Origin of the sequence: Providencia sp. PROV033 (assembly GCF_028484855.1) — a bacterium.
GTDB lineage: Bacteria > Pseudomonadota > Gammaproteobacteria > Enterobacterales > Enterobacteriaceae > Providencia > Providencia alcalifaciens.
In genome coordinates this window covers 61,328-84,020 of sequence record NZ_JAMPSW010000002.1, presented here as the reverse complement: position 1 = coordinate 84,020, position 22,693 = coordinate 61,328, and the positions used below count along the sequence as shown (strand labels likewise).

At 41.3% G+C, this 22,693-nt stretch carries 21 protein-coding genes and 1 pseudogene; 12 read left to right on the top strand and 10 right to left on the bottom strand.

Annotation, left to right across the window (positions count from 1 at the left end; translation table 11 throughout):
- Positions 1-321: 321 nt before the first annotated feature.
- On the top strand, positions 322-1,293 hold the full coding sequence (ispB, locus tag PSF16_RS00950) for an octaprenyl diphosphate synthase (RefSeq protein ID WP_272688633.1): 972 nt from the start codon (positions 322-324) through the stop codon (positions 1,291-1,293).
- A gap of 62 nt (positions 1,294-1,355) precedes the next feature.
- Here ispB and PSF16_RS00945 read toward each other — a convergent pair whose 3' ends face one another.
- On the bottom strand, positions 1,356-1,709 hold the full coding sequence (locus PSF16_RS00945; protein ID WP_272688632.1) for a DNA-binding protein: 354 nt from the start codon (positions 1,707-1,709) through the stop codon (positions 1,356-1,358).
- 100 nt (positions 1,710-1,809) lie between these two features.
- Entirely contained in the window at positions 1,810-2,166 is a 357-nt protein-coding gene (locus PSF16_RS00940) for a DNA-binding protein (RefSeq protein WP_272688631.1), read from the bottom strand.
- A gap of 514 nt (positions 2,167-2,680) precedes the next feature.
- Here PSF16_RS00940 and PSF16_RS00935 point away from each other — a divergent pair.
- A complete protein-coding gene (locus PSF16_RS00935; RefSeq protein ID WP_006658006.1) occupies positions 2,681-2,998 on the top strand; it encodes a helix-turn-helix domain-containing protein in 318 nt (105 codons plus the stop codon).
- Between the two features lie 198 nt (positions 2,999-3,196).
- On the opposite strand, the gene mdh is transcribed toward PSF16_RS00935, so the two are convergent.
- Positions 3,197-4,135, bottom strand: coding sequence for a malate dehydrogenase (gene mdh / locus PSF16_RS00930; protein WP_006658005.1), 939 nt, complete (start codon positions 4,133-4,135; stop codon positions 3,197-3,199).
- Positions 4,136-4,606: 471 nt separating this feature from the next.
- Here mdh and argR point away from each other — a divergent pair, with 471 nt between their 5' ends.
- Positions 4,607-5,077 (top strand): transcriptional regulator ArgR, encoded by a 471-nt coding sequence (gene argR, locus PSF16_RS00925; protein WP_006662406.1) that lies wholly within the window; start codon positions 4,607-4,609, stop codon positions 5,075-5,077.
- A 107-nt stretch (positions 5,078-5,184) separates the two neighbouring features.
- The gene (locus PSF16_RS00920; RefSeq protein ID WP_006662405.1) at positions 5,185-5,595 is read left to right on the top strand and encodes a DUF6122 family protein; all 411 of its coding nucleotides are present in this window, start codon (positions 5,185-5,187) and stop codon (positions 5,593-5,595) included.
- 45 nt (positions 5,596-5,640) lie between these two features.
- Here PSF16_RS00920 and mpl read toward each other — a convergent pair whose 3' ends face one another.
- Positions 5,641-7,020 carry a UDP-N-acetylmuramate:L-alanyl-gamma-D-glutamyl-meso-diaminopimelate ligase gene (gene mpl, locus PSF16_RS00915; RefSeq protein ID WP_272688630.1) on the bottom strand — a complete coding sequence of 460 codons (1,380 nt, stop codon included), beginning with the start codon at positions 7,018-7,020 and terminating at the stop codon, positions 5,641-5,643.
- Between the two features lie 171 nt (positions 7,021-7,191).
- Between mpl and fbp the strand changes: the two genes are divergently transcribed.
- The gene (gene fbp / locus PSF16_RS00910) at positions 7,192-8,199 is read left to right on the top strand and encodes a class 1 fructose-bisphosphatase (RefSeq protein ID WP_006658001.1); all 1,008 of its coding nucleotides are present in this window, start codon (positions 7,192-7,194) and stop codon (positions 8,197-8,199) included.
- 137 nt (positions 8,200-8,336) lie between these two features.
- Positions 8,337-8,867 (top strand): inorganic diphosphatase, encoded by a 531-nt coding sequence (gene ppa / locus PSF16_RS00905; protein ID WP_006658000.1) that lies wholly within the window; start codon positions 8,337-8,339, stop codon positions 8,865-8,867.
- A gap of 189 nt (positions 8,868-9,056) precedes the next feature.
- Here ppa and PSF16_RS00900 read toward each other — a convergent pair whose 3' ends face one another.
- The 3 genes and pseudogenes from PSF16_RS00900 to tamA form a co-directional block, all read right to left on the bottom strand.
- Positions 9,057-9,404: a gamma-glutamylcyclotransferase family protein gene (locus PSF16_RS00900; protein ID WP_006657999.1), complete on the bottom strand. Its 348-nt coding sequence runs from the start codon at positions 9,402-9,404 to the stop codon at positions 9,057-9,059.
- 3 nt (positions 9,405-9,407) lie between these two features.
- Positions 9,408-13,178: an autotransporter assembly complex protein TamB gene (gene tamB, locus PSF16_RS00895; RefSeq protein WP_272688629.1), complete on the bottom strand. Its 3,771-nt coding sequence runs from the start codon at positions 13,176-13,178 to the stop codon at positions 9,408-9,410.
- A pseudogene (gene tamA, locus PSF16_RS00890) lies at positions 13,175-14,916 on the bottom strand (autotransporter assembly complex protein TamA). The gene tamB and the pseudogene tamA overlap by 4 nt, the downstream one beginning before the upstream one ends.
- Before the next feature lie 133 nt (positions 14,917-15,049).
- On the opposite strand from tamA, the gene msrA reads away from it, so the two are divergent.
- Complete coding sequence (gene msrA, locus PSF16_RS00885; RefSeq protein WP_272688628.1) at positions 15,050-15,679, top strand: peptide-methionine (S)-S-oxide reductase MsrA; 630 nt, start codon at positions 15,050-15,052, stop codon at positions 15,677-15,679.
- A gap of 166 nt (positions 15,680-15,845) precedes the next feature.
- Entirely contained in the window at positions 15,846-17,189 is a 1,344-nt protein-coding gene (locus PSF16_RS00880; RefSeq protein WP_272522531.1) for a hemolysin family protein, read from the top strand.
- A gap of 72 nt (positions 17,190-17,261) precedes the next feature.
- Here PSF16_RS00880 and PSF16_RS00875 read toward each other — a convergent pair whose 3' ends face one another.
- Entirely contained in the window at positions 17,262-17,468 is a 207-nt protein-coding gene (locus PSF16_RS00875; protein WP_006662401.1) for a DUF1107 domain-containing protein, read from the bottom strand.
- Between the two features lie 288 nt (positions 17,469-17,756).
- On the opposite strand from PSF16_RS00875, the gene PSF16_RS00870 reads away from it, so the two are divergent.
- On the top strand, positions 17,757-18,320 hold the full coding sequence (locus PSF16_RS00870; protein WP_006662400.1) for a YtfJ family protein: 564 nt from the start codon (positions 17,757-17,759) through the stop codon (positions 18,318-18,320).
- Between the two features lie 196 nt (positions 18,321-18,516).
- On the opposite strand, the gene qseC is transcribed toward PSF16_RS00870, so the two are convergent.
- Both qseC and qseB read right to left on the bottom strand, forming a co-directional pair.
- Positions 18,517-19,869 (bottom strand): quorum sensing histidine kinase QseC, encoded by a 1,353-nt coding sequence (gene qseC, locus PSF16_RS00865; RefSeq protein ID WP_272688627.1) that lies wholly within the window; start codon positions 19,867-19,869, stop codon positions 18,517-18,519.
- Entirely contained in the window at positions 19,866-20,528 is a 663-nt protein-coding gene (qseB, locus tag PSF16_RS00860) for a quorum sensing response regulator transcription factor QseB (RefSeq protein WP_272688626.1), read from the bottom strand. The genes qseC and qseB overlap by 4 nt, the downstream gene beginning before the upstream one ends.
- A 177-nt stretch (positions 20,529-20,705) precedes the next feature.
- Here qseB and PSF16_RS00855 point away from each other — a divergent pair, with 177 nt between their 5' ends.
- From PSF16_RS00855 to PSF16_RS00845, 3 genes are all read left to right on the top strand, one after another.
- Positions 20,706-21,119 carry a YgiW/YdeI family stress tolerance OB fold protein gene (locus tag PSF16_RS00855; protein WP_006662397.1) on the top strand — a complete coding sequence of 138 codons (414 nt, stop codon included), beginning with the start codon at positions 20,706-20,708 and terminating at the stop codon, positions 21,117-21,119.
- Positions 21,120-21,238: 119 nt separating this feature from the next.
- The gene (locus PSF16_RS00850; protein WP_272688625.1) at positions 21,239-21,832 is read left to right on the top strand and encodes an NUDIX domain-containing protein; all 594 of its coding nucleotides are present in this window, start codon (positions 21,239-21,241) and stop codon (positions 21,830-21,832) included.
- Between the two features lie 463 nt (positions 21,833-22,295).
- Positions 22,296-22,685, top strand: a complete 390-nt coding sequence (locus tag PSF16_RS00845; RefSeq protein WP_006662395.1) for a cupin domain-containing protein — start codon at positions 22,296-22,298, stop codon at positions 22,683-22,685.
- The last annotated feature ends 8 nt before the right edge of the window (positions 22,686-22,693 follow it).

Sequence of the window (22,693 nt, the reverse complement as noted above, 5' to 3'; positions counted from 1 at the left end):
TCCGCGTACTCGCTAAATATTTCAATTCCAGAGCACGCTATAAAATATTCACAATAGGGCGCGAATTCTACGCAAAAAAGCAGCAGAACACAAGCCTATAATGCAGTTAGATTACAAAAAATACGACTTTTTTATCAGTCATATCTTTTTCCAGCTGATTTATCAGGAATATCTTGAATTGTTACTTATTTAAACATTTTTTGCATTTCACCCGATAATCTTATTATTAATAGTGTTATGCTTACGTCATTACTGTGATATCGGTTTTCCCATTTTTGACTTAGGGAATTCCCCAAAAACTAATAATATGAATATATTACAATGAATTTAGAATCTATCGTTGAACTGACAGCCGAGGATATGTCAGCAGTAAATGAAGCGATCCTCAGCCAATTAAACTCAGACGTAGCATTAATCAATCAATTAGGTTATTACATCGTGAGTGGGGGCGGAAAAAGGATACGTCCGATGATCGCGATCCTTGCGGGACGATCCCTTGGCTATTCTGAACACAAACATATCCAAGTCGCTGCATTAATCGAATTTATCCATACAGCCACTTTATTGCATGATGATGTGGTCGATGAATCGGATATGCGTCGCGGGAAGCAGACAGCTAATGCGGTATTTGGTAATGCTGCAAGCGTATTAGTGGGCGACTTTATTTATACACGATCCTTCCAGATGATGACGGATCTGGATTCGATGCGTGTTCTAAAACTCATGTCTGAAGCCACCAACGTGATCGCAGAAGGTGAAGTTTTACAGCTGATGAACTGTAACGATCCTAACATTACTGAAGAGAGCTATATGCAGGTGATCTACAGTAAAACTGCGCGCCTATTTGAAGCGGCATCCCATGCCTCCGCTATTTTAGCTAATGCAACACCTGAGCAAGAGAAAGCATTGCAAGATTATGGTCGCTATATTGGTACGGCATTCCAATTAGTTGACGATCTTCTGGATTATGATGCTGATAATACTCAATTAGGTAAAAATACAGGTGATGATCTTGATGAAGGGAAACCAACGCTCCCACTATTACACGCAATGCAACATGGTAATGAAGAAGAGTCAGCTCTGATCAGGCAAGCTATTGAGCAAGGTAATGGGCGTCATCTGTTAGAAACCGTTCTTAGCACAATGAAACGCTGTGGCTCCTTAGAATACACATACCAACGTGCGCAAGAAGAGGCACAAAAAGCCATTGATGCTTTAAATGCGCTTGAAGACTCTGTTTATAAAGAAGCCTTGATTGGCTTAGCACATGTGGCAATTCAGCGTCATTCATAACCAGAGATAGAGCACGACACAAACAATTAAAAGGGTGAAAGTGATTTCACCCTTTTAATTTCCTACTCTTCTTCAGGCTCAATTTTAGCCAATAATGACGATAGCCCGTGACGAAGAATATATTTTACGAACGTTTTCCGCTCAGCTTCAGTCAATTGATAATAAGCTTCAGACCAAATTTGTAGCGCATCAATCCGCTGCACTTGATAAGGTGTCGATGGCTCGTGAAGTGAGAGTTCCCTTTGGATCTCATTTGGTAAACTTTCTACATAGTATTCAACGGCCTTCCCTTGAACACCTCTTTTTCGACGATTTTTCCAACCTTCCCTTCTTGCCATCAAGTTAATGCCTTGAGGTGAAGATGGAAGACCTTCTAACCCTGCTAATTCTTTCGCAGTGAACCACAATTTTTTCATAATATCACTTTTACGCTTAGCTTATATTTTGCAACCTGCTTTTGTCGCTATACCAAAGTTATTTTTCTAAAAATTTATTCGATTCAATACAGTATGTAATTTACATGTGATTATTTTGATTAATAAGATCAATTAACGCTAAAGCACCTTTACGCATAATGAAGGATAAAACTGCCACTCGCTCATCATGGGAAAGCTGGTTATACGCTTCCTGCCAAATATGTGCATGCTCATCACGTTTAACGTGATAAATCCTTGGAGCTTCATACATCACGGCTGGTTCTTCGAGATCAATGGGAATCGAACTAATATGGTATTCAAGTGCTTTACCTTGAATCCCCCTTCGCTTTCGACTCAACCAATTTTCTCTCCTTGCCATCGCATTTATTCCCTGAGTACTTGATGGAAGCCCCTGACGACCAACGAGTTCTTTTGCTGTTAACCATTCTTTAATCATTATCGACGCTCCTTGTCATTACGATGACGACTTCGATTAACTAAAAACTTTCCTTATTTTCTTAATCATTTCAATACCTACTTTTAATATTAAAAATAATTATTACTAAGTTATATAGATATCGGTATTTTCTGTTTTATATCAATAGACTTATAGTATGGATTAAGAAATTCATTCTTTTTAAATAATTCAATACATTATTAAGAAATATAAATCTTCGCGATAAAGAGAATAAATATAAGAAATTATAAAAAACAGAGAGCTAACTACGATGAGTTATTTTTATTTTCAATGTGTTAGCTAAACTCACAATAATTATCTAAATCTTTCTACTATTTTCATAAAAATAACGACAGTTCCATAAAAATGAACTTTAAGAAAAAATTAGAAATTATTATTGGGAAATTCTGTTATTTTATTTCCAATAACAGAACAATTGTACTGAATGTACCACAATATTCTGTTAGATGTACCACTAACTCTACATGATTCTGAATGAAAAAAGGATTAAAAAATGATGTTACGGAAATCAAACTGGCACCCAGCAGATATCATTGCGGCATTACGCAAACGTGGAACAACTCTTGCTGCTATTTCTCGTGAAGCGGGGCTTAGCTCATCAACTCTCGCGAATGCACTATCGCGACCTTGGCCAAAAGGTGAATGGATCATCGCAAACTTTTTAGGTATTCACCCATCCGAAATTTGGCCTAGCCGCTATTATGACCCCATGACGGGTGAACTCTTAGAAAGAAGGATTCGAGATAAACCAAGAAAAGTCACAGAAATAGAAGAAATAGAAAACAGGGAGCCAACAGAGGAAAACAGTTAAAATTCGTCTTCATTCCTATTCAGCGCTGAAAGATAAAATATATTATTTCTCTCATTAATAATGAGCGGTATTACGCTATTACACCTTCAGGGGATTTCCCCTTATTTTGATAAGTGAAAACTTATAAGACATGAAAATAAAGGGCTGATTTGCATCAAACAATTCAGCCCTTATTTAAGCGTTAAATCTTAACTAGCATTAGCTGTTAATGAATTTTTCACCTAATTCGATATCTGCTTTCAGTACGCCTAACATCTCTTTCAGCGCTTTCTCTTCAAATGCACTTAACTTACCAATTGGTAAATGTTTTTCGATACCGTTTTTACCTAATACAACAGGTTGTGCGAAGAAGCGAGCGTGTTCACCTTCACCTTCTGTGTATACGCATTCAACCACGTTGCTTTCGCCTTGAAGACCACGGACCAGAGATAAGCCCAGACGAGCTGCTGCTTGACCCATAGATAATGTTGCTGACCCGCCACCTGCTTTAGCTTCAACCACTTCAGTGCCCGCGTTCTGAATACGCTTAGTCAGTGCAGCAATTTCTTCATCAGTGAAGCTAACACCTGGAATTTGAGACAGTAATGGCAAAATTGTCACACCTGAGTGCCCACCGATAACCGGCACTTCGATTTCGTGGGTTTTCTTGCCTTTTAATTCAGCAACAAACGTATTTGAACGGATGATGTCCAGTGTGGTTACACCAAACAGACGGTTTTTATCATATACGCCCGCTTTTTTCAGGACTTCAGCCGCGATAGCCACGGTAGTATTCACTGGGTTAGTAATAATACCAACCAGTGCTTTCGGGCAGGTGACCGCGATTTGTTGAACAAGGTTACGTACAATGCCTGCGTTCACATTAAACAGGTCAGAGCGATCCATTCCTGGCTTACGTGCAACACCCGCAGAAATTAATACAACATCTGCACCTTTCAGTGCTGGTGTAGCATCTTCACCCGCGAAACCAACAACTTTAACGTCTGTAGGGATGTGGCTTAAATCAGCAGCAACACCCGGAGTGACTGGCGCGATGTCGTAGAGGGAGAGTTCTGAACCTGCTGGGAGCTGGTTTTTGAGAAGAAGGGCGAGAGCCTGACCGATACCACCTGCTGCACCTAGGACTGCAACTTTCATTCTAAAACTCCTTAATTGTACTTTAAAATATATGAATTCATCTGACTACGCACTAAACATATTACTTATAAAAAACAATTCTTTAACAGTTAGAGAGAAGTGTTAACGCAAGATAAATCACCAACACAATAGGGCTATTCTAAACAAATTCCTTATCTGTTAATGAGATAACGGGCACTTTTTTAACAAATAGTTTTTATTGCTATTGCATTTAACATCAAATGTAATTTTACTTGATGCTTTATTAAGCACCGATTAATAATTTAACATTTTTTTCACAGCAACTTATTGTTAAACCAAATTATTTTTAAACTAAATTTCAAACCAACAATTTAAGATAATCACGCGCGTCCTACCAGAAAAACCGTATCTTAAATCGCTCATTAAACCATCAAAACTCAATTATCTTGCATAAAAATGCACTTTTCCACATAATACAGCTCAGTTTAATACCAAAAAGATGGGTTAATTATGCGCACTATGTCGAAACAAGAAGACTTGGTAAAAGCCTTTAAAGCACTCCTTAAAGAGGAAAAGTTCAGCTCCCAAGCAGAAATTGTGATTGCGCTTCAAGAGCAAGGCTTCGAAAACATTAATCAATCTAAAATTTCCAGAATGTTAACGAAGTTTGGTGCTGTACGTACCCGCAACGCAAAAATGGAAATGGTGTATTGTTTACCTACCGAGCCAGGTGTCCCAACTGCTACTAGCCCATTGAAAAACTTAGTTTTAGATGTTGATTACAACCACTCTGTCGTTGTGATCCGTACCAGTCCAGGGGCAGCACAGCTCATCGCCCGACTGCTAGACTCCCTCGGCAAAGCTGAAGGTATCTTAGGCAGCATCGCTGGTGATGATACGATTTTCTCCACACCAACGAATGATTTTACGACTCGCGAACTGTACGAAGCCATTCAGGTTCTCTTTGAACAAGAACTTTAGTCCTTTCCCGTCGCTTTATATATCTAAAAAGAGGGAACTGAGTTCCCTCTTTTCATTTTTGGCACTATAGTGACCCGTCTTCCACTGATTCTTATCGAGATAAACCTGTGTTATTTGAGATCTTAAGAAACATCGTTCACTACGGTTTCCATTTTTTAGTGCCTTTTTTATTTGGCTATTTATTTTGGCGAAAAAATTGGAAGCTTGCTGGATTATTAATGGTCTCAACGATGGTTATCGATCTCGACCATCTTCTTGCGGATCCTATTTTTGATCCTGATCGTTGCGGTGTGGGTTTCCATCCTATGCATACAATTTGGGCGGCAATCGCTTATGTTGTGCTGTTCTTTTTCCCATCTTGGAAATTAAAAGCTATTGCTGTCGGATGCCTGTTCCATCTATTTACTGATTCTGTAGATTGTTATTTAGGCAACGTGAAGAAAGAGATACAGGGTACGGTATTAAGCTGTTCAGGTCCTCCTGCTTCAGCAAATACCGAAATTCTTCAGCAACTATAAAAAAGCCCCAACAAACTGTTAGGGCTTTTATGTGAAGTTTTGATATTACTCTTCCGGTTTTGCTTCCGCTTTACGCTTCAATCCAGCGAGTAGCTTTTCATGGATCCCACCAAACCCGCCATTACTCATGACTAAAATGTGGTCGCCAGGTTGAGCTGTCTCAATCACCATGTTGGCGAGAGCATCAATATCAGCGTGCCAACGCGCTGGCTGCACACAATGCTCCGCAATTTCCGTTACCATCCACGGAATATTGGCGGGTTGGAATAAAAAGACCTCATCCGCACGACCTAAAGCTGGCGCGATATCATTCTTACTGATCCCCATTTTCATGGTATTTGAGCGAGGCTCCAGCACAGCAATAATACGTGAAGTACCACCAACTTTGCTACGTAATGCCTCTAACGTCGCTAAAATTGCCGTTGGATGGTGAGCAAAGTCATCATAAACACTAACCTCATTCTCAACACCGCGTAGCTCAAGACGGCGACGCGCATTAATAAATTTATCCAATGCTAAACAGGCTTCTTTCGCAGGAACCCCAACATGGTGAGCAGCTGCAATTGCCATCAAGCCATTTTGAATATTGTGATTACCCACTTGGGACCAGCTCACTTCACCCACTTTTTCTTGCTGGTAATACACTTCAAACTGGCTACCATCATGATTGAGTTTCACTGCATGCCATTCGCCGTTTTCTCCCACCAGCTCCTGTTCACTCCAGCACCCCATGTTCATGACTTGTTTGAGGTTACTATCATTACTAGGCATAAAGATTTTGCCACTACTAGGTACAATACGAACCAAATGATGGAATTGCTTTTGAATCGCTTCTAGATTTTCAAAAATATCCGCATGGTCAAACTCAAGGTTATTCAAAATCAGAGTTTTAGGGCTGTAATGAACAAACTTGGAACGTTTATCAAAGAATGCACAATCGTACTCATCCGCTTCAATGACAAAGAAAGGACTCTTACCAATTTGGGAAGAAACATCAAAGTTCCCCGGAACACCGCCAATCAGGAAGCCAGGTTCATAGCCACAATCTTGGAGGATCCACGCAAGCATCCCCGCGGTTGTTGTTTTACCGTGAGTACCTGCAACCGCTAATACCCAACGCTCAGGAAGAACATGATCATGGAGCCATTGAGGCCCTGAGGTATAAGGTAAACCGCGCTCTAATACCGCTTCAACACACGGATTTCCACGGGTCATCGCATTCCCAATCACCACCATATCGGGGATTGGCTCTAACTGTGCGGGATCAAATCCTTGAATTAGTTCAATGCCTTGTTTTTCAAGCAATGTACTCATCGGTGGGTAGACGTTTGCATCAGACCCAGTCACTTTGTGCCCTAAAGAACGAGCCAAAATGGCTAAGCTGCCCATAAAGGTTCCGCATATGCCTAAAATATGTATGTGCATTCTTTTCCATCCAATAGCATGAGGTTTGTCACTATTCTACTATTCTACTCATCAATCACCGGTTTATAAATGTATTAGCCTATTAATCTTTTCTTTATTTAGATAAACTCTCCGCCCGAGGGTACAATAAAGACCCGCAAATTTCTGTCAATTTTATTCAGGACCTTCGTCATGAAAACATTAGGCGAATTCATCGTCGAAAAGCAACAAGATTTTCCTCATGCAACAGGTGAGCTGACTGCATTACTGTCAGCGATTAAACTGGGCGCTAAAATTATCCATCGTGATATTAACAAAGCTGGACTCGTTGACATTCTCGGCACTAGTGGTGTGTCGAATGTCCAAGGTGAAGTTCAGATGAAGCTTGACCTGTATGCAAACGAAAAACTGAAAGCGGCTTTGAAAGCGCGCGGAGAAGTTGCCGGTATCGCCTCTGAAGAAGAAGATGAAATCGTCATTTTCGAAGGTGATCGTGCAGAAAACGCGAAATATGTTGTTTTAATGGACCCACTAGATGGTTCTTCGAACATCGATGTAAACGTTTCCGTTGGAACTATCTTCTCTATTTATCACCGTATTACTCCAATTGGTCAACCGGTTACAGAAGCTGACTTCTTACAACCTGGTAACCGCCAAGTTGCTGCGGGCTATGTGGTTTACGGTTCATCAACCATGTTGGTCTACACCACAGGTTTCGGTGTTCATGCTTTCACCTACGACCCATCATTAGGTGTATTCTGTCTGTCTCATGAAAAAGTCATGTTCCCAGCAGAAGGTAAAATGTATTCCATTAACGAAGGTAACTACATCAAGTTCCCTATGGGTGTGAAGAAATACATTAAATATTGCCAAGAGCAAGATGAAGCAACCCACCGCCCATATACCACTCGTTATATCGGCTCTTTAGTGGCAGACTTCCACCGTAACCTGCTCAAAGGTGGTATTTACATTTACCCAAGCACCGCAAGTCACCCTACGGGTAAACTGCGCCTTCTGTACGAATGCAACCCAATTTCATTCTTAGCGGAACAAGCTGGCGGTAAAGCAAGCGATGGTACTAACCGCGTGTTAGACATCGTCCCAACTAAATTGCACCAACGTGTGCCGTTCTTTGTGGGCACGAAAGCCATGGTTGAAAAAGCGGAATCCTTTATGCGTGAGTACCCTGACGCAGAATAATCAACATTCCGTTTGACCTGAAGGCGAGGCTCTCTCGCCTTTTTTGATCGAATTTCTCTCCAACTAGTGAGTTTTACCTCTCTTTGCGGCTATAATGTCCCCCACGTTATTTTAAGCACTCATAAGGATACATTTTAATGGGCCTGAACAATGTACCGGCAGGTAAAGAACTGCCTGAAGATATCTACGTAATTATCGAAATTCCAGCTAACGCTGATCCAATCAAATATGAAGTTGATAAAGAATCTGGCGCATTGTTTGTAGACCGTTTCATGTCTACTGCGATGTTCTATCCATGCAACTATGGTTACATCAACAATACTCTGTCTTTAGATGGTGACCCTGTTGACGTTTTAGTACCAACTCCATACCCATTACAACCAGGTTCAGTTATCCGCTGCCGTCCAGTTGGCGTGCTGAAAATGACTGACGAATCTGGTGAAGATGCAAAATTAGTTGCAGTACCACACACTAAACTGAGCAAAGAATACGACCACATCAAAGATGTGAACGATATTCCTGAGCTGCTGCGTGCACAAATCACTCACTTCTTTGAGCATTACAAAGATTTAGAAAAAGGTAAGTGGGTTAAAGTTGATGGTTGGGAGAATGCGGAAGCTGCTAAAGCTGAAATTATCGCTTCTTTCGAACGCGCTGCAAAAAAATAATTAATCCCTTCCGTGGATAGAAAAAGCACTGGTTTTTGCCAGTGCTTTTTTTTATCTCAATGTTTATCACGCAAGCTGGCTGTATTTCAAAAAAGAGAATTCAATACGATGAGCCACGCTTAGTGCATATGAAAAAACGCCGGTCACTGATACAGTGCCGGCGTTTTTTTATTACGGATTCACTACGGATTACTCTTCTTCATTGCGCTTTAGCCAATCACCACTTTTGATGCGGGGAAGACCTTCAACTGAATGTTTATAGAGATAAATCCACGCATTACCATAAGGTGTCGGGATTAACTCGCGCTCGTAATCTTGCGAATTTTTCTTTAATTCGTCTAACTCAGTTAAGATAGAGGGATTAATGCGATAAACTTCGCATTCAATCGTGCCATTCCCTCGAACAACCGCTGGATAATATCCAAGGTCATACAGTTCATAGCCTTCTAGCTTATGCTCACCTAGCAGCTGAGCATAAGTCATCCAGTGATGATTCCCTTGCTTGCGTCTTAAACTGCCATAAACAATGATACGCATATATTAAAACTCGAATTGGTAAAGCAGGTCTAAAGCCTGATTAACGCCAGAAATTGCTTCTAAATACAGTTTCGGCATGACTCTATAGCGTAAAGTGAGCGTCGCTAGAGAATCAAATATGCCAACTCCATACTTAACTTGCAAGTCGTTCGTAATTTTCCCACTCACAACCACTTGCGAGCTATCACCTACGCCTTGCGTATCAACTGCTAAATCTGACACGCCAAATGTTTCACCAATTTTACCCACTAATTGACCACTTTGAGCAACGCCCAACCCAATCAACATTGAAGTCATTTGTGACCCATTCGCATCCCCGCTATCAAGCCCTTCTCCTCTTAACAGATAGGAAAGTGCTTCTTGCTGTGTTTTTGCGGGCTCAGAGAATATCTCAACTTTCGGCTTATCGGCAAGTCCTGTAACTTTGACTCCAGCGATAACATCATCGGCTGTATTATCTGGGTTACGAATTGCTTCTAAGTTTAAGAATGGCTGATCCGCAGGTCCAGAGAACTGAATTTGCCCTTTACGCACAATCAAATCTTGCCCGTAAGCGCGGAAACGCCCAGAAGGAATATCCACTTGGCCGTTTAAGCTTAACCCCTGCTTATTCTGAACAACTTTTAATAAGCCTGTTAGCTGAGCTTTCAAACCGAACGCATCCAGACGCACATCATGACCAATATTAATATTTAAATTCGTTTGGATTGGGATCGAGGGCTGTTTCGGGTTAATTGGCTTTAATTGATCATCTAACATGACAACATCAGAAGAAGCGCTAACTGCTGACTCAGGCAGTTCTTGTACAGTAATTCGTGCCCATGGAATGGTCACACTCCCATTTAATGTTAGCAACTTCGGTGAAGCCTCTAAAATGAGATCAGGTTGCACATCAATTTTGATCATCGGTGGCAGAGAAACACGTAAATTGTTCCCTCTTGCCAATATTTTTGCTCGCCACGCATCGATATTTCGCCAATCGGCATCACCATCAATATTGAGGTAACCTTCTGGGGTCTTAATCTGACCGACCATCACCGAACTGGTGCCATTAAAGTTAATCGCTAGTTGGCTATTTTGAATATCAAACGGAATCAAACCAGATTTAATTTCTAGGCCAGATAACGTGACATTACCGTTCATTAATGGATTATAAGCCGAGCCCCCTACGCGTAAATTTGCATTCAAATTCCCATTTGCAATGTCTTTTTCACCCAGCAGTGGTTTGATTAAGCCCAACGTAATGGCATTGATTTCGATATTACCGGAAAGGAGACGCTTTCTTTCTAGGTCAGAAATTTGTACATTTCCTTTGAATTGCCCATTGTTAGCAATCTTCAATAACCAATTCAGATCCGCTCTACCATTTTTAAGACCAGCATTTAATGTCAGCGTATCAAACTCAATAGGTAAACGCGCACCATCAACAAACTGCACGACTTTGACGCCATCACCATTCAGGTCGACTTTCACCTGTGGCAGGCTACCATCTGCTTTCCAAACTGCGTTCGCTCGCCCAGTAAATACGCCTGTAGCCCGTGTATCACTAGGCATGAAAGGTTTGATCATCGCAAGATCAAAACGCTCTAATACAATATCTGCGCTACCGCTTTTACCGGCCTTAACAGGCTTAGGTACACACAAGCGCGCATTTGGATTTACCCAGCAATGGCTACCAATCAACACTTCTTGCGTGGTGTTGTTGTAGTTCAAGGACATTGCTTGATTAAGACGCCATTCTCCAACTTCAGTATCAAACAAAGTGTTACTTAAATTACCTTTCCAAACCTCAGTCTGGCGATCGAAGCTACCCGCAAGAGCAAGCTGCCCTGAAACCGGTTTTCCCGTTACATTCAATTTTAAGGTGTGCTGTTTTTCGCTACCTTTGGCATCGAGTGTCAGATTGCTAATCGCGAGATCCCCTTGATGCAATCCACGAACTATTACAGACAAGTCACCCTTAATTTGGTCACCTGTTGCGACATTACCTTTAATCGTTGTGGTCTCCACGGTGAGATCTTGCCATCTCACATTGCGAGCCGTTAAATCTGCAAGTGCTTGTGGCGCCTGTAAATCACCGCGAAGTTTCAGATCCCCAATGATTACACCGCCTAATCCAGGTAGCAAACCATTGAGTGCTGGCGCATTTATCTTGGCATCGAGATTCCATTTATCCGCCAAGGAGCCTTTTACATTCACGCTGTTCTTACCCAGCATGAGGTTAAAATCTGGAATATCCCATTGCCCAGCCGCATTCCCTTTCGCGTTACCTCGAGCCTTTAAAATATGCGATTTAACATGACCATCTAAAGTAATTTCAGGAACTTCTAGTTGCCAACTTCCGCCATACATACTGCCTCTCGTGGCAACTTTTCCTTCAACTTTTGCAGGCCATTCTGGATATTGTTTTGCTGTATTGATACCCGATAACGTCAGTACCATATTCCAGCTGATGGCTTTACTCCAATCAGCAACACCAGAAAGGTCGGCATTACCTTGCAATGCGGATAAGCGCAGGCGTGTTAAATCAATTTTCTCTTCATTACCTTTTGCATCTAACAACAGTTTCGATGGTGGTAAATCTTTGCCTGTAATGGCTGAACGTAAAGAGAGATCATAACTGGAAGGACGACCATTCAAACGTAGGCGGGTATCATCAAGCTTATATTGGCTTTCCCCCACCAGCGGCCACGTTAATTTTTTACTTTCTAAGGTCAACTCAATTGGAAAATCAGCTTGTGCTAAATCAGTTTGAGCTTCTAATGTTGCGGTAATTGGACCATTTAGATTCAGTGCCAGCATCAGCTCATCCATCAGCCCACCTTTAAGCATTAAATCGACTTTTTGCCCATTTAAATCTTCAAAGCGGCTTTCACCAATCACAGACAATGCGACAGGCCATTTTTCTTGCAGTGAAATGGATCCTGAAACGGCAACATCCCCTTGAGGTGCATTTACTTTCAGCTGTTTCAATAAAACATTTTGCCCTGTGTTTTCTAACTGCAAATTCAGGCTGTTAATCGTAATGTCCGTATCGCCTTTCAACTGGAAATTAGAGGCATGGATCCCCTCAACGTTCAAATCAACAGGCAGGATAATTTCAGGAAGATCCGCTAATAACGGTTTAGAGAATAATGCCTTAAGCTGATCACCAAGTGATTGCTGCTCACCTTCAGGTACGACAGGTTCAGCAGGTTTGACTTCCGCAGCTGGTTCACTCGGAGGCAGGCTTATTGCTAAATTAATAATATCAGTCGGGGTGATTTCAATGGCTCTTTTTTGCCATGTAATCCCTGTCGCGAACTTGTCGAGGTCAATAACGGTGCCATCTACATTAACATGGGTATCAACCAGTGCCAGTTGCATAAGACGAATCGTCAAAGGTGCGTTTAGCTCAGTTAACGGCTCTGATGGTGGAGTCTCTTCCGAGGGAGGAAACTGGCTGGTATCTACATTGACCATCACACTTTCTGTTGATAAATCATCGATACAAACTTCACGGCTGGTCAGGCATTTCAAACGTAATGCTAGGTGGATCTTTTTCGCATCCACATCCACACCTGGCATCTGATATTTTACACCTGAGAGCGTTAAATCATTAATATCACCCTCAATCGAACCGATAGTGAGCTCAGGCACAAAACGCGTGGCTGAATTCAATGCAAAATGCAAACCTGACTTTGTTCCTAATACCCAATATAGAGCGCTAACGACCAGAACTAACAATAATAAAAGGGTGATTGCAATCCATTTTAGCCACTTCATCCATTTCATAGTTCTGTCCCCAATCCGATGTAAAACTGAATTTTATTATTATCTGGATCGCCAATAGGCTTAGCTAAATCCAATTTAATCGGTCCAACTGGAGATACCCAACGGATACCAACACCTGCACCCGTTTTAAAATCACTGTTTTTAAAATCATCAACCGCTTCACCACTATCGATAAACGTGGCTCCCCACCAATTTCCGGTGAAGTTATATTGATATTCAACGGAACCGACGGCTAGCTTGGATGCCCCGGTTAACTTGCCACTGCTATCTTCTGGAGAAATCTTTTGATAGCCATAACCGCGAACACTACCGTCCCCCCCTGCGAAGAAACGTAAGTCAGGTGGGACTTTGTCAAAGTTATTAGTTTCAATCCAACCCACATTACCGCGCACGATAAATCGATGCCCTTCCCACGGCGTTCGAATCCACACATTTTTGGCTTGTAAAACGAGGAAGTCGATATCCGACCCCCAGATTTTATTCGAATAATCAATAGAATAACGTTGACTATCACCCCACGTTGGCATTACGCCGCCTTTCTGGCGAATTCGGCTCACGTTTGCGCCCGGATACAGCAACATGGTCGTATTGGTGACATCGGCTTGAGTAAAGTTACTGAGCATCCAGCGCATATTCACGCCATATTGCCATCCGCTTGAATAATCCCAATTACGCGAAACGTTCAATGTCGTGGTGTTGGCTTGCGTATCATTTAAATCTGTACGTTTAAAGCCCCCTTGAACCGCATAATACTGTTCCAGAGGATTCGCTTTGAGTGGGATTTTATAGCTAGCATCAATAACTTGTTCTGGCTGTGACAGGCTAATATTCGATGTTAAGCTTTGCCCGCGAGAGTTAATCCACGGCTTATTCCATGTTGCTTTGACACGAGGACCAACATCCGTCGCATAGCCACCACCGAGCTCTAAGAAGTTTTGAGCTCTAGGGCTCATGATGCCTTCCATTGGTAATAAATCCGTGTGTTCCTCACGCGCTTTTTGAATATTCGGGGTCACTATTGCAGAGCTAAACCATCCCGTAGAAGCCAACCGTTGGTTATACTCCGCAAGCTGTTCAGAAGTGTAATATTCCCCTTCTTTAAAAGGAGACAGATTTTTGAGGTAATCCTCGCGGATTTGAGAGCCTTCAAAGGTTAATTTACCAAAGCGATAGCGCTCACCACTGTTAAAATCAAAATCCCAATACGCGGCATGATGATCAACAGAAATGCCTAGCTGACTTTTTTCCATCATGGCATCGAAATACCCTTTACGGATAGCTAAGCTGCTAAATTTACCTTTGAAGTCTTCATACTCACCATCATTTTGGATGATGCCATATTTAGGTGTATTTTTTTAATCATACTGGCGTAATCAGGATCTGTTTTCGCCCCACCTTCGAGTACCACATTAACCCCTTGAAGAAGAATGGGTTCACCTGGCAACACCTTAGCGGTTAATATTGAACGAGCCGGTGGCGTTTTTTCTTCATAACTAAATTCCACCGTAGGATCATAATAACCCAGCGGTTTTAACCCTTCACGAATCGCTTTTTCTACTCGAGCACGAAAACGCCCATTTGCAACCACTTCATCTTGTGAAATATTAGAAAGTTGAATACGGACATTCTGATTGAGTTGCCCTTCAAGCCCTTCAATATTAAGGCGTAGGTTCGCAGCAAATGCTGCAGGTACCGCCGTTGTTAGGCATACTGCACAAAGGGTAAGATATTTCGACACGCCTGCTCCTAGGGTGATAGACAATTTGACTTATTACTCAGCAACGACTTATTTTGAGTAAAATAAGCCACTGATACAAGTTTTTATCCCAATTTTTACTTTATTTCTATACTGAGTGTATTTAGGAATCGTTATGACTTTTAATCAATTTCAGCCCGATAATGAATTTCAGGCACTGCCTGGTCGTCACACATCAATGGAAGTGTCACCTTATCATGCGGTGACCCATCATTCGATTGAGATTATTCCTAAGAATATGGAAATTGCTTATTTTGCAATGGGTTGCTTCTGGGGCGTGGAGCGATTATTTTGGCAACAAACGGGAATTTTCTCCACATCCGCAGGTTATAGTGGCGGCATAACTCTGAACCCAACCTATGAAGAGGTGTGTACTGGACTAACAGGGCATACTGAAGTCGTACGAGTGGTTTTTGATCCGCAAATAATCAGTTTTGCACAATTGCTCACACTATTCTGGGAAAACCACGATCCGGCACAAGGTATGCGTCAAGGTAATGATATTGGCACGCAATATCGTTCTGCTATTTATACGGTGTCAGATGAACAGTACCAACAAGCGGTACAAACTCGTGATGCGTATCAACACGCTATGGCTGAAAAGCAGGACCATCGCCCAATCACAACAGAAATTCGTCCACTTGATACATTCTATTTTGCGGAGGATTACCACCAGCAATATCTGTATAAAAATCCAAATGGTTATTGTGGGCTGGGAGGGATTGGCGTCTGCTTACCTGCCTAAATAATTTTATAATGACGAATATATAGCCAGATAAAATAGGCTAGTGCTATACTTAGCGCGATACCCACCGCGCTAAGGCGCTAATTAATATTGAAATGGAATACCCTTACATTGCCTTTAGGATTTCAAGAAGTGACAATTCACTACCTAGAGGGTTGGATAATTTATGCTAAACAGTTTACTTATCGTTCTTTTATTATGTGCAATCAGCGCATTTTTTTCGCTGTCCGAAATTTCATTGGCAGCTTCTCGCCGTATTAAATTGAAGTTAATGGCCGACGAAGGCAACATTAACGCCGCTCGCGTTCTCAAATTACAAGAAATGCCGGGCATGTTCTTCACCGTTGTACAAATTGGTTTAAACGCCGTCGCGATTTTAGCCGGTATTGTGGGTGAATCTGCATTCTCTCCTGCATTGCAAGAGCTATTCATTAAATTCTTATCCCCTACATGGGCACAGCAAGCCGCTTCCATTGTGTCATTTACCATCGTCACCAGCTTATTTATTCTCGTGGCGGACTTAACACCAAAACGTATTGGAATGGTAAAACCTGAAGCTATCGCTATACGCATCGTTAACCCAATGCGTTTCTGCTTAGTGGTTTTAAGCCCGCTCGTATGGTTCTTCAATGGCTTAGCGAACTTAATTTTTAAACTCTTCAAATTACCCACTGCACGTAATGAAGACATTACTTCTGATGATATCTTTGCTGTTGTTGAAGCGGGCGCGGTCGCTGGGGTGTTGCGTAAACAAGAGCACGAGCTTATTGAAAACGTGTTTGAACTTGAGTCACGTACTGTTCCTTCGGCGATGACACCACGAGAAAACATCATTTTCTTTGATAAAGACGAATCTGAAGAGAGCATCAAACACAAAATCTCCACCCAGCCACATTCGAAATTTTTAGTCTGTGCAGGGGATATTGACCATGTCATTGGTTATGTGGATTCCAAAGAGCTCCTCAACCGCGTATTGAATGGCCAAAGCCTGAGTTTACGTGACGGTGTACATATCCAGAATACCTTAATGCTTCCGGATACTTTATCCCTATCTGATACCTTAGAAGCCTTTAAAAATAGTGGCGTCGATTTTGCCGTTATCCTGAACGAATATGCCTTAGTGATGGGTGTTATTACCATCAATGACGTGATGATCACCTTAATGGGTGACTTGATTGGGCCAGGACAAGAAGAGCAAATTATTACCCGTGATGAGAATTCATGGCTGGTTGATGGGGGCACGCCAATCGAGGATGTTCAACGTATCCTTGATATCGACGAATTCCCAGATTTCAGCAACTACGAAACCATCGCAGGCTTTATGATGTATCGCTTGAGAAAGATGCCGAAACGCACTGATTATGTGAAATATGCGGGCTACAAATTTGAAGTAGTCGATATTGATAACTACAAGATTGATCAGCTGTTAGTCACGCGTATCACAAACACACCGTCCGCAGTTGTGGTTCAGCCAGGTACTGCGGGTAGTGAAGATACGTCAAAAACTTAAAATAACCACTGATAGCTAATATGAACACGCCACTGTATGTGGCGTTGTTATTCTTAAGGAGCTTGAAGGTTGTTAGCCCAACTCAGCTCGTAATAGCACCACTTGCTTGTTCACTTCATTCATTACATTGTAATGGGTTTTATCGCTCACTTTGGGTGGTAAAATTTTTCCATTATTGAATTCGAAAGCTCCAAAATCCTTAATGTAGAGCCTACCTCTGAATAATGTTTTCACATAAAGAGCAATTTTCGATGGGTTATAATGCTTAAAAATTTTCATTAGAACGAATCTCCATGTTGTTCTGACGATATCCCACTGCATACCGTTCAGTAATCATAGACTAGAAAATTTTTTTTGGTTCTAGAATTGCAATTTTATTCAAAATGCTGACATAACATGACATTGTCAATACTCTGTTAAATTCACCCAAAACCTCCTTTTTATGCTGAATTTTATCAGTTTGTTAATTTTTGTCTTACTACTCATCCGATGAGCTATGCTATAACTAGCAACACCTGAGATCCCCACCCTACACAACAACGACAATGATTTCTAAAGGTACTTTTTATGATCAAAAAACTGTTCTTATTAGCCTGCTTACTCGGTTTATCTTCAACAGGATTTGCCATTAACATTCAATTAAACCAACCCGTCCCTGCCGTGACCGTTACCGATAAAGGTGAACTCCTGTTAGATAACGCAGGTAAGTTCGATTATCAGCCATGGAAGAGCCAACAACTTGCGGGCAAAGTCCGCACTATCCAACATATCGCTGGACGGTCGTCAGCCAAGGAGCTCAATGCCCCGCTTATTGAAGCTATTAAGCAAGCTAAGTTCCCTCATGATAAATACCAAACCACCAGCATTATCAATACTGATGATGCCATGTTCGGTACAGGTGTTTTTGTCAAAAACAGCGTAGAAGACAGTAAAAAGGAGTTTCCTTACTCCCAATTCATAATAGACAGCGATGGCGTAGTGAAGAATGCATGGAGCCTTGCACCAGAAAGTTCTGCCATTATTATTCTCAACAAACAAGGTAATGTTTTATTTTATAAAGATGGCGCGCTCACTCCACAAGAAATTAATAAAGCGATTAGCGTGATTGTCGCAGAATTAGGAAAACAATAAGTGAACCGATAAGGTTTTGTGTATCATAGGCATGCGATATTTTTCTGTGCGCAAAAATGAGCCTGCGCACAGAAATTTCGTTTATCATGATCAAATTTCAGTGGATATTACCGCAAAATCACATCCCAATAAGATGTAACAATAGTCGATTATTCCGCGGCAATTCTATGCAGCATTACGCATAAAACAAACAAAATTATTCATTCCAATGAATAGTTACACAGAATCCACCTTCAGTAACATTATTAAATGTCACATTAAGATGGTGCAGCTGAGCCACACGTTTAACAATTGATAAGCCTAAACCACTACCTGTTTTTTCTTGTCCCGGCGGTCGATAAAAACGTTCACCTAAACGAGCCAGCACTTCAGAAGATACCCCAGCACCATTATCTTTCACTTCTAAATAATGGCGATATAAGTTGATCTCCACCTTACCCGATGGCTTACCATAACGAATGGCATTATGAAGCAGATTTCTTAACAATACGGACAGTAAAAGCGCTTGCCCCTTAAAAGGTGGCGGTGTTTCGACAATCGATACATCCAAAGTCACCTGATTTTGCTGCGCTTCCCGCTCACTCTCTTTTACCGCTTGCTCAATTAAGTCTGACCAGCTCACCTCCCCCACATCGTCCAACTGGTTAGACGATTCTAGGCGAGATAACGTCAATAGTTGATCGACCAGTCGAGTGGCTCGATCAATACCTTCCGAAAGATTCGCGACCGCATGCTGACGAATAGCCTCATCGCTTCCTGCAATTTGTACCACTTCCGTTTGTACTTTCAGTGCAGCAAGCGGGCTACGTAACTCATGGGCAGCATCAGAGGTAAACTGCCGCTCACGCACAAACATTTGGTTTATTTTGGCAAATAATCCATTAAGGGAATCCAAGATTGGCTTAGCCTCACTGGGAATCGTCGGTACCATGACAGGGCTCAGCTCATCCGGCTTTCTTTGTCGTAACTGTTTTGCTACATCCCGCAGCGGTTTTAATGCTCGAGTGAGCAACCACAAAAAGACTATCAACATAATAGGTAATGCCACCAGCCACGGAATTAACTGGGAAAGCATAATACTGTTAGCCATACTTTGGCGATATTCCCATTCTTGCCCAACTGCAATAATATATTGATTATCTATAGATTTTAGCCAAACAAAACGCCACTCATCATCACTACCTTTCAGCTTACCTTCACTGAATCCTTCACGATCAAATTGAAATTCAATTTTGCGTCCATTATCTCCATCATTCAGGACCATCTCACCACTTGGTGTAAAAATCGCAAATGCCAGCGCGTCATCATCTTGGCTACCTCGATTTTTTCGTAATAATCGCTTAGTTTTACTCAATGATGCTTGGGGTAAATCGATATCCGTTGGTAGCACTGACAAGCGTTTTGCAAATACCATTTGTTGAGTATCAAACAATTCGTTAATGGTTTTATAGGTTTGATACCACGCAAGAGAGCTCGCAATTCCCCATGTCATGACGGCAAGGAGCAATAACATTAACGTCAATTTGAGTCTTAAACTGAATGTTTTCATGCTTCATCACCCAGTCGATAGCCAATACCATGAACTGTTTGAATAAATTTGCTGCCTAATTTACGCCGTAAATGGTGAATATGTACCTCAACTGAGTTGCTAGATACTTCCTCATCCCAGTTATATAACTTTTCTTCTATTGCACTACGGGATAGTACCTTTTTCGGGTTATGTAGAAACAGAGACAATAATGCCAGTTCTTTACCCTTTAACTGTACGGGTTTTCCTTGATAAGTCACGGTCATCGCTAAAGGGTCCATCTCCACATCGCCATGCACCAAGGTTGGAGAGAGCTGCCCACTGCGCCGACGAATCAGTGCTTGTAAGCGAGCAGCAACCTCTGCCAATGCAAAAGGCTTACACAGATAATCATCTGCCCCCTGTTGTAGTCCATTCACCCGTTGTTCAAGCGCATCGCGAGCCGTTAAAATCAATACAGGTTCATCGCGCCCTTGCTTACGCCAAAATTTCAAAATATCCATACCATCGATATGAGGAAGAGAGAGATCCAGTACTACGGCATCATAAGGGGCATCAAACAAAGCTTGCTGACCTTGTTTACCATCCATAAACCAATCGAGGGTAAATCCCAATTGGGTTAAACCCACCTTTAATCCATCGCCAATAAGTCGATCATCTTCTATTAATAAAATACGCATAGTTAACCTCCACATCGAATATTGTTATATTTATCTTATTCAATTCACGATGACCAGTGGTGATTGCCCAAATTAAAAATATATTTAATTAATTTGAGTTCTTAAGATCCTGTTAAGATTTACTTGGTTAAATACATCCCATAGACCAAATTTCTGGTTACTCATGGAGAAACAAAAATGAAAAAATTACCTTTAATCACCTTAATCGCTGCACTTGCTACTGCCCCTGTTTTCGCTGCTACTGGTGGTTTTTCAGGTCCTGGTGAAATTGCCAACACCACCAACACCGACACCATGAAAACCCAAGATGGCGGATTTAGTGGTCCTAATGCAAGTGAAACTACCGTCGCTAAAGCGCTTGAATTATCAGACAATAGCTGGGTTGTTTTACGCGGAAACCTCGTCAAACAACTGGATAAAAAACATTACGAATTTACCGATGGTACTGGCACCATTACCGTCGAAATTAGCCAAAAACGCTTCAATGGTGTGAATGTAACACCGAAGGATAAAATCGAAATTCGTGGTGAAGTTGATAAAGATTGGAACTCAAAAGAAATTGATGTGAAACAGCTTCAAATCATTAAATAATTTACCCCCACAAAAAGCCAGCAAATAAACCTTGCTGGCTTTTTGCTATTTGATGCCTATTTCCCCTCTCTGTTTATAGTGCTAGATTATCTTTACCTTGTCTCTGCTTGCACTTATTTATGAAACAACCTCACGTTAGGAATATCAGCGAAAAATTACTGTCAGATAACTGGTATATACTTAAAAAATATACCTATGAACTACAGCGACACGATGGCACTTGGCAGAAGCAAGAGCGTGAAGTGTATGATCGTGGTGATGGCGCCGTGATCTTGCTATATAACAAAGCCAAAAATAGCATTATTCTGATCCGCCAATTCCGTATGCCGATGTACGTTTCCGGATATAAACAATTACTTATTGAAGCCGCAGCGGGGTTACTGGAAGGCTCATCTCCAGAAGCCAGAATTATTGCTGAAGCAGAAGAAGAAACTGGCTATAAAATCGATAATCTCGAAAAAGTATTTGAAGCTTTTATGAGTCCCGGTTCAGTCACTGAAAAACTGCATTTTTATATTGCACAATACAGCGATAAAGATCGCCAAAGTGAAGGCGGTGGGCTGGCTGATGAAGGTGAAGATATTGAAGTCATGGAATGGTCATTTCCTGATGCACTTTCTGCCATCAAACATGGGGAGATCATGGATGGTAAAACTATCATGCTTATTCAACATCTTGCTTTAAGCGGAATTCTAAACCCAAAAAGTAATTAATCCGTAAAGGGTAAAAATATCCTTTTTACCCTGACTATTTTAGAGAGCACTATATAAACATCACTAAATGACTTCTTTACCCTTTATTTTTCTATTTTATTCATTTATTTTTTATACATTACAATTTATTACACTCTCTATTGTTGAGCATCACAACATGATAATAAAAAGAATAAAATAGAGTTTATTTAATCAAAAAAGTATTATCTTTTATCGCGTTGATTTTAATCAAAAATATATCAAACCAACTCATCCAAAAACAATCATCAAAAAAAAATCAAAATAGTGTTTTTTCAATAACACTCTTCAACTTAAAAATATTAACTTTGACCTTATCATTAAAAAACTTTAGATTTGAAGACATCATATTTTCTAAATTTAACTATTTTTTCTCGTTAAGGTAAAAATCGAAACACTGAACATTATCTTAGTTATTACGCAATATTATTAGGAGCTAAATAAGATGATCCGTTGTATTCGTATGTGGACAGGTGAAGATGGTAATTCTCTATTTGAAGAAGGCACTGTTGAGCTTAATGGTGTCGCTCGTGGAGATGACCAAAGCCCTGTCATTGCCGTCAATGAGCTCACGTTTCGTGAAACAGTTTCGGGCGGCTCTTGGGACTGGCACAAAGACCCCGTTCCTCGTTATGTCATCACGCTCACGGGCACATTAGAGTTCGAAACTAAAGATGGCTCAACATTTATTATTAAGCCAGGCGATATCTTGCTGGCTCAAGACAATACTGGAACAGGGCATAAATGGCGTCTGATTGGTGATGAACCTTGGAGACGCGCCTATGTGGTGTATCAAGAAGGCACCGATTTGTGTTTCACTCCCAATAAAAAATAGGTATTTCC

What these genes read in the sequence shown, in the direction of transcription:
- mdh (WP_006658005.1), bottom strand. Translation starts at nt 4,135, where the DNA reads ATGAAAGTTGCAGTCCTAGGTGCAGCAGGTGGTATCGGTCAGGCTCTC.
- PSF16_RS00935 (WP_006658006.1), top strand. Translation starts at nt 2,681, where the DNA reads ATGATGTTACGGAAATCAAACTGGCACCCAGCAGATATCATTGCGGCA.
- PSF16_RS00900 (WP_006657999.1), bottom strand. Translation starts at nt 9,404, where the DNA reads ATGCGTATCATTGTTTATGGCAGTTTAAGACGCAAGCAAGGGAATCAT.
- PSF16_RS00940 (WP_272688631.1), bottom strand. Translation starts at nt 2,166, where the DNA reads ATGATTAAAGAATGGTTAACAGCAAAAGAACTCGTTGGTCGTCAGGGG.
- PSF16_RS00845 (WP_006662395.1), top strand. Translation starts at nt 22,296, where the DNA reads ATGATCCGTTGTATTCGTATGTGGACAGGTGAAGATGGTAATTCTCTA.
- PSF16_RS00850 (WP_272688625.1), top strand. Translation starts at nt 21,239, where the DNA reads ATGAAACAACCTCACGTTAGGAATATCAGCGAAAAATTACTGTCAGAT.
- fbp (WP_006658001.1), top strand. Translation starts at nt 7,192, where the DNA reads ATGAAAACATTAGGCGAATTCATCGTCGAAAAGCAACAAGATTTTCCT.
- qseB (WP_272688626.1), bottom strand. Translation starts at nt 20,528, where the DNA reads ATGCGTATTTTATTAATAGAAGATGATCGACTTATTGGCGATGGATTA.
- PSF16_RS00870 (WP_006662400.1), top strand. Translation starts at nt 17,757, where the DNA reads ATGATCAAAAAACTGTTCTTATTAGCCTGCTTACTCGGTTTATCTTCA.
- msrA (WP_272688628.1), top strand. Translation starts at nt 15,050, where the DNA reads ATGACTTTTAATCAATTTCAGCCCGATAATGAATTTCAGGCACTGCCT.
- PSF16_RS00875 (WP_006662401.1), bottom strand. Translation starts at nt 17,468, where the DNA reads ATGAAAATTTTTAAGCATTATAACCCATCGAAAATTGCTCTTTATGTG.
- qseC (WP_272688627.1), bottom strand. Translation starts at nt 19,869, where the DNA reads ATGAAAACATTCAGTTTAAGACTCAAATTGACGTTAATGTTATTGCTC.
- PSF16_RS00945 (WP_272688632.1), bottom strand. Translation starts at nt 1,709, where the DNA reads ATGAAAAAATTGTGGTTCACTGCGAAAGAATTAGCAGGGTTAGAAGGT.
- argR (WP_006662406.1), top strand. Translation starts at nt 4,607, where the DNA reads ATGCGCACTATGTCGAAACAAGAAGACTTGGTAAAAGCCTTTAAAGCA.
- mpl (WP_272688630.1), bottom strand. Translation starts at nt 7,020, where the DNA reads ATGCACATACATATTTTAGGCATATGCGGAACCTTTATGGGCAGCTTA.
- PSF16_RS00880 (WP_272522531.1), top strand. Translation starts at nt 15,846, where the DNA reads ATGCTAAACAGTTTACTTATCGTTCTTTTATTATGTGCAATCAGCGCA.
- ispB (WP_272688633.1), top strand. Translation starts at nt 322, where the DNA reads ATGAATTTAGAATCTATCGTTGAACTGACAGCCGAGGATATGTCAGCA.
- PSF16_RS00855 (WP_006662397.1), top strand. Translation starts at nt 20,706, where the DNA reads ATGAAAAAATTACCTTTAATCACCTTAATCGCTGCACTTGCTACTGCC.
- tamB (WP_272688629.1), bottom strand. Translation starts at nt 13,178, where the DNA reads ATGAAATGGATGAAGTGGCTAAAATGGATTGCAATCACCCTTTTATTA.
- ppa (WP_006658000.1), top strand. Translation starts at nt 8,337, where the DNA reads ATGGGCCTGAACAATGTACCGGCAGGTAAAGAACTGCCTGAAGATATC.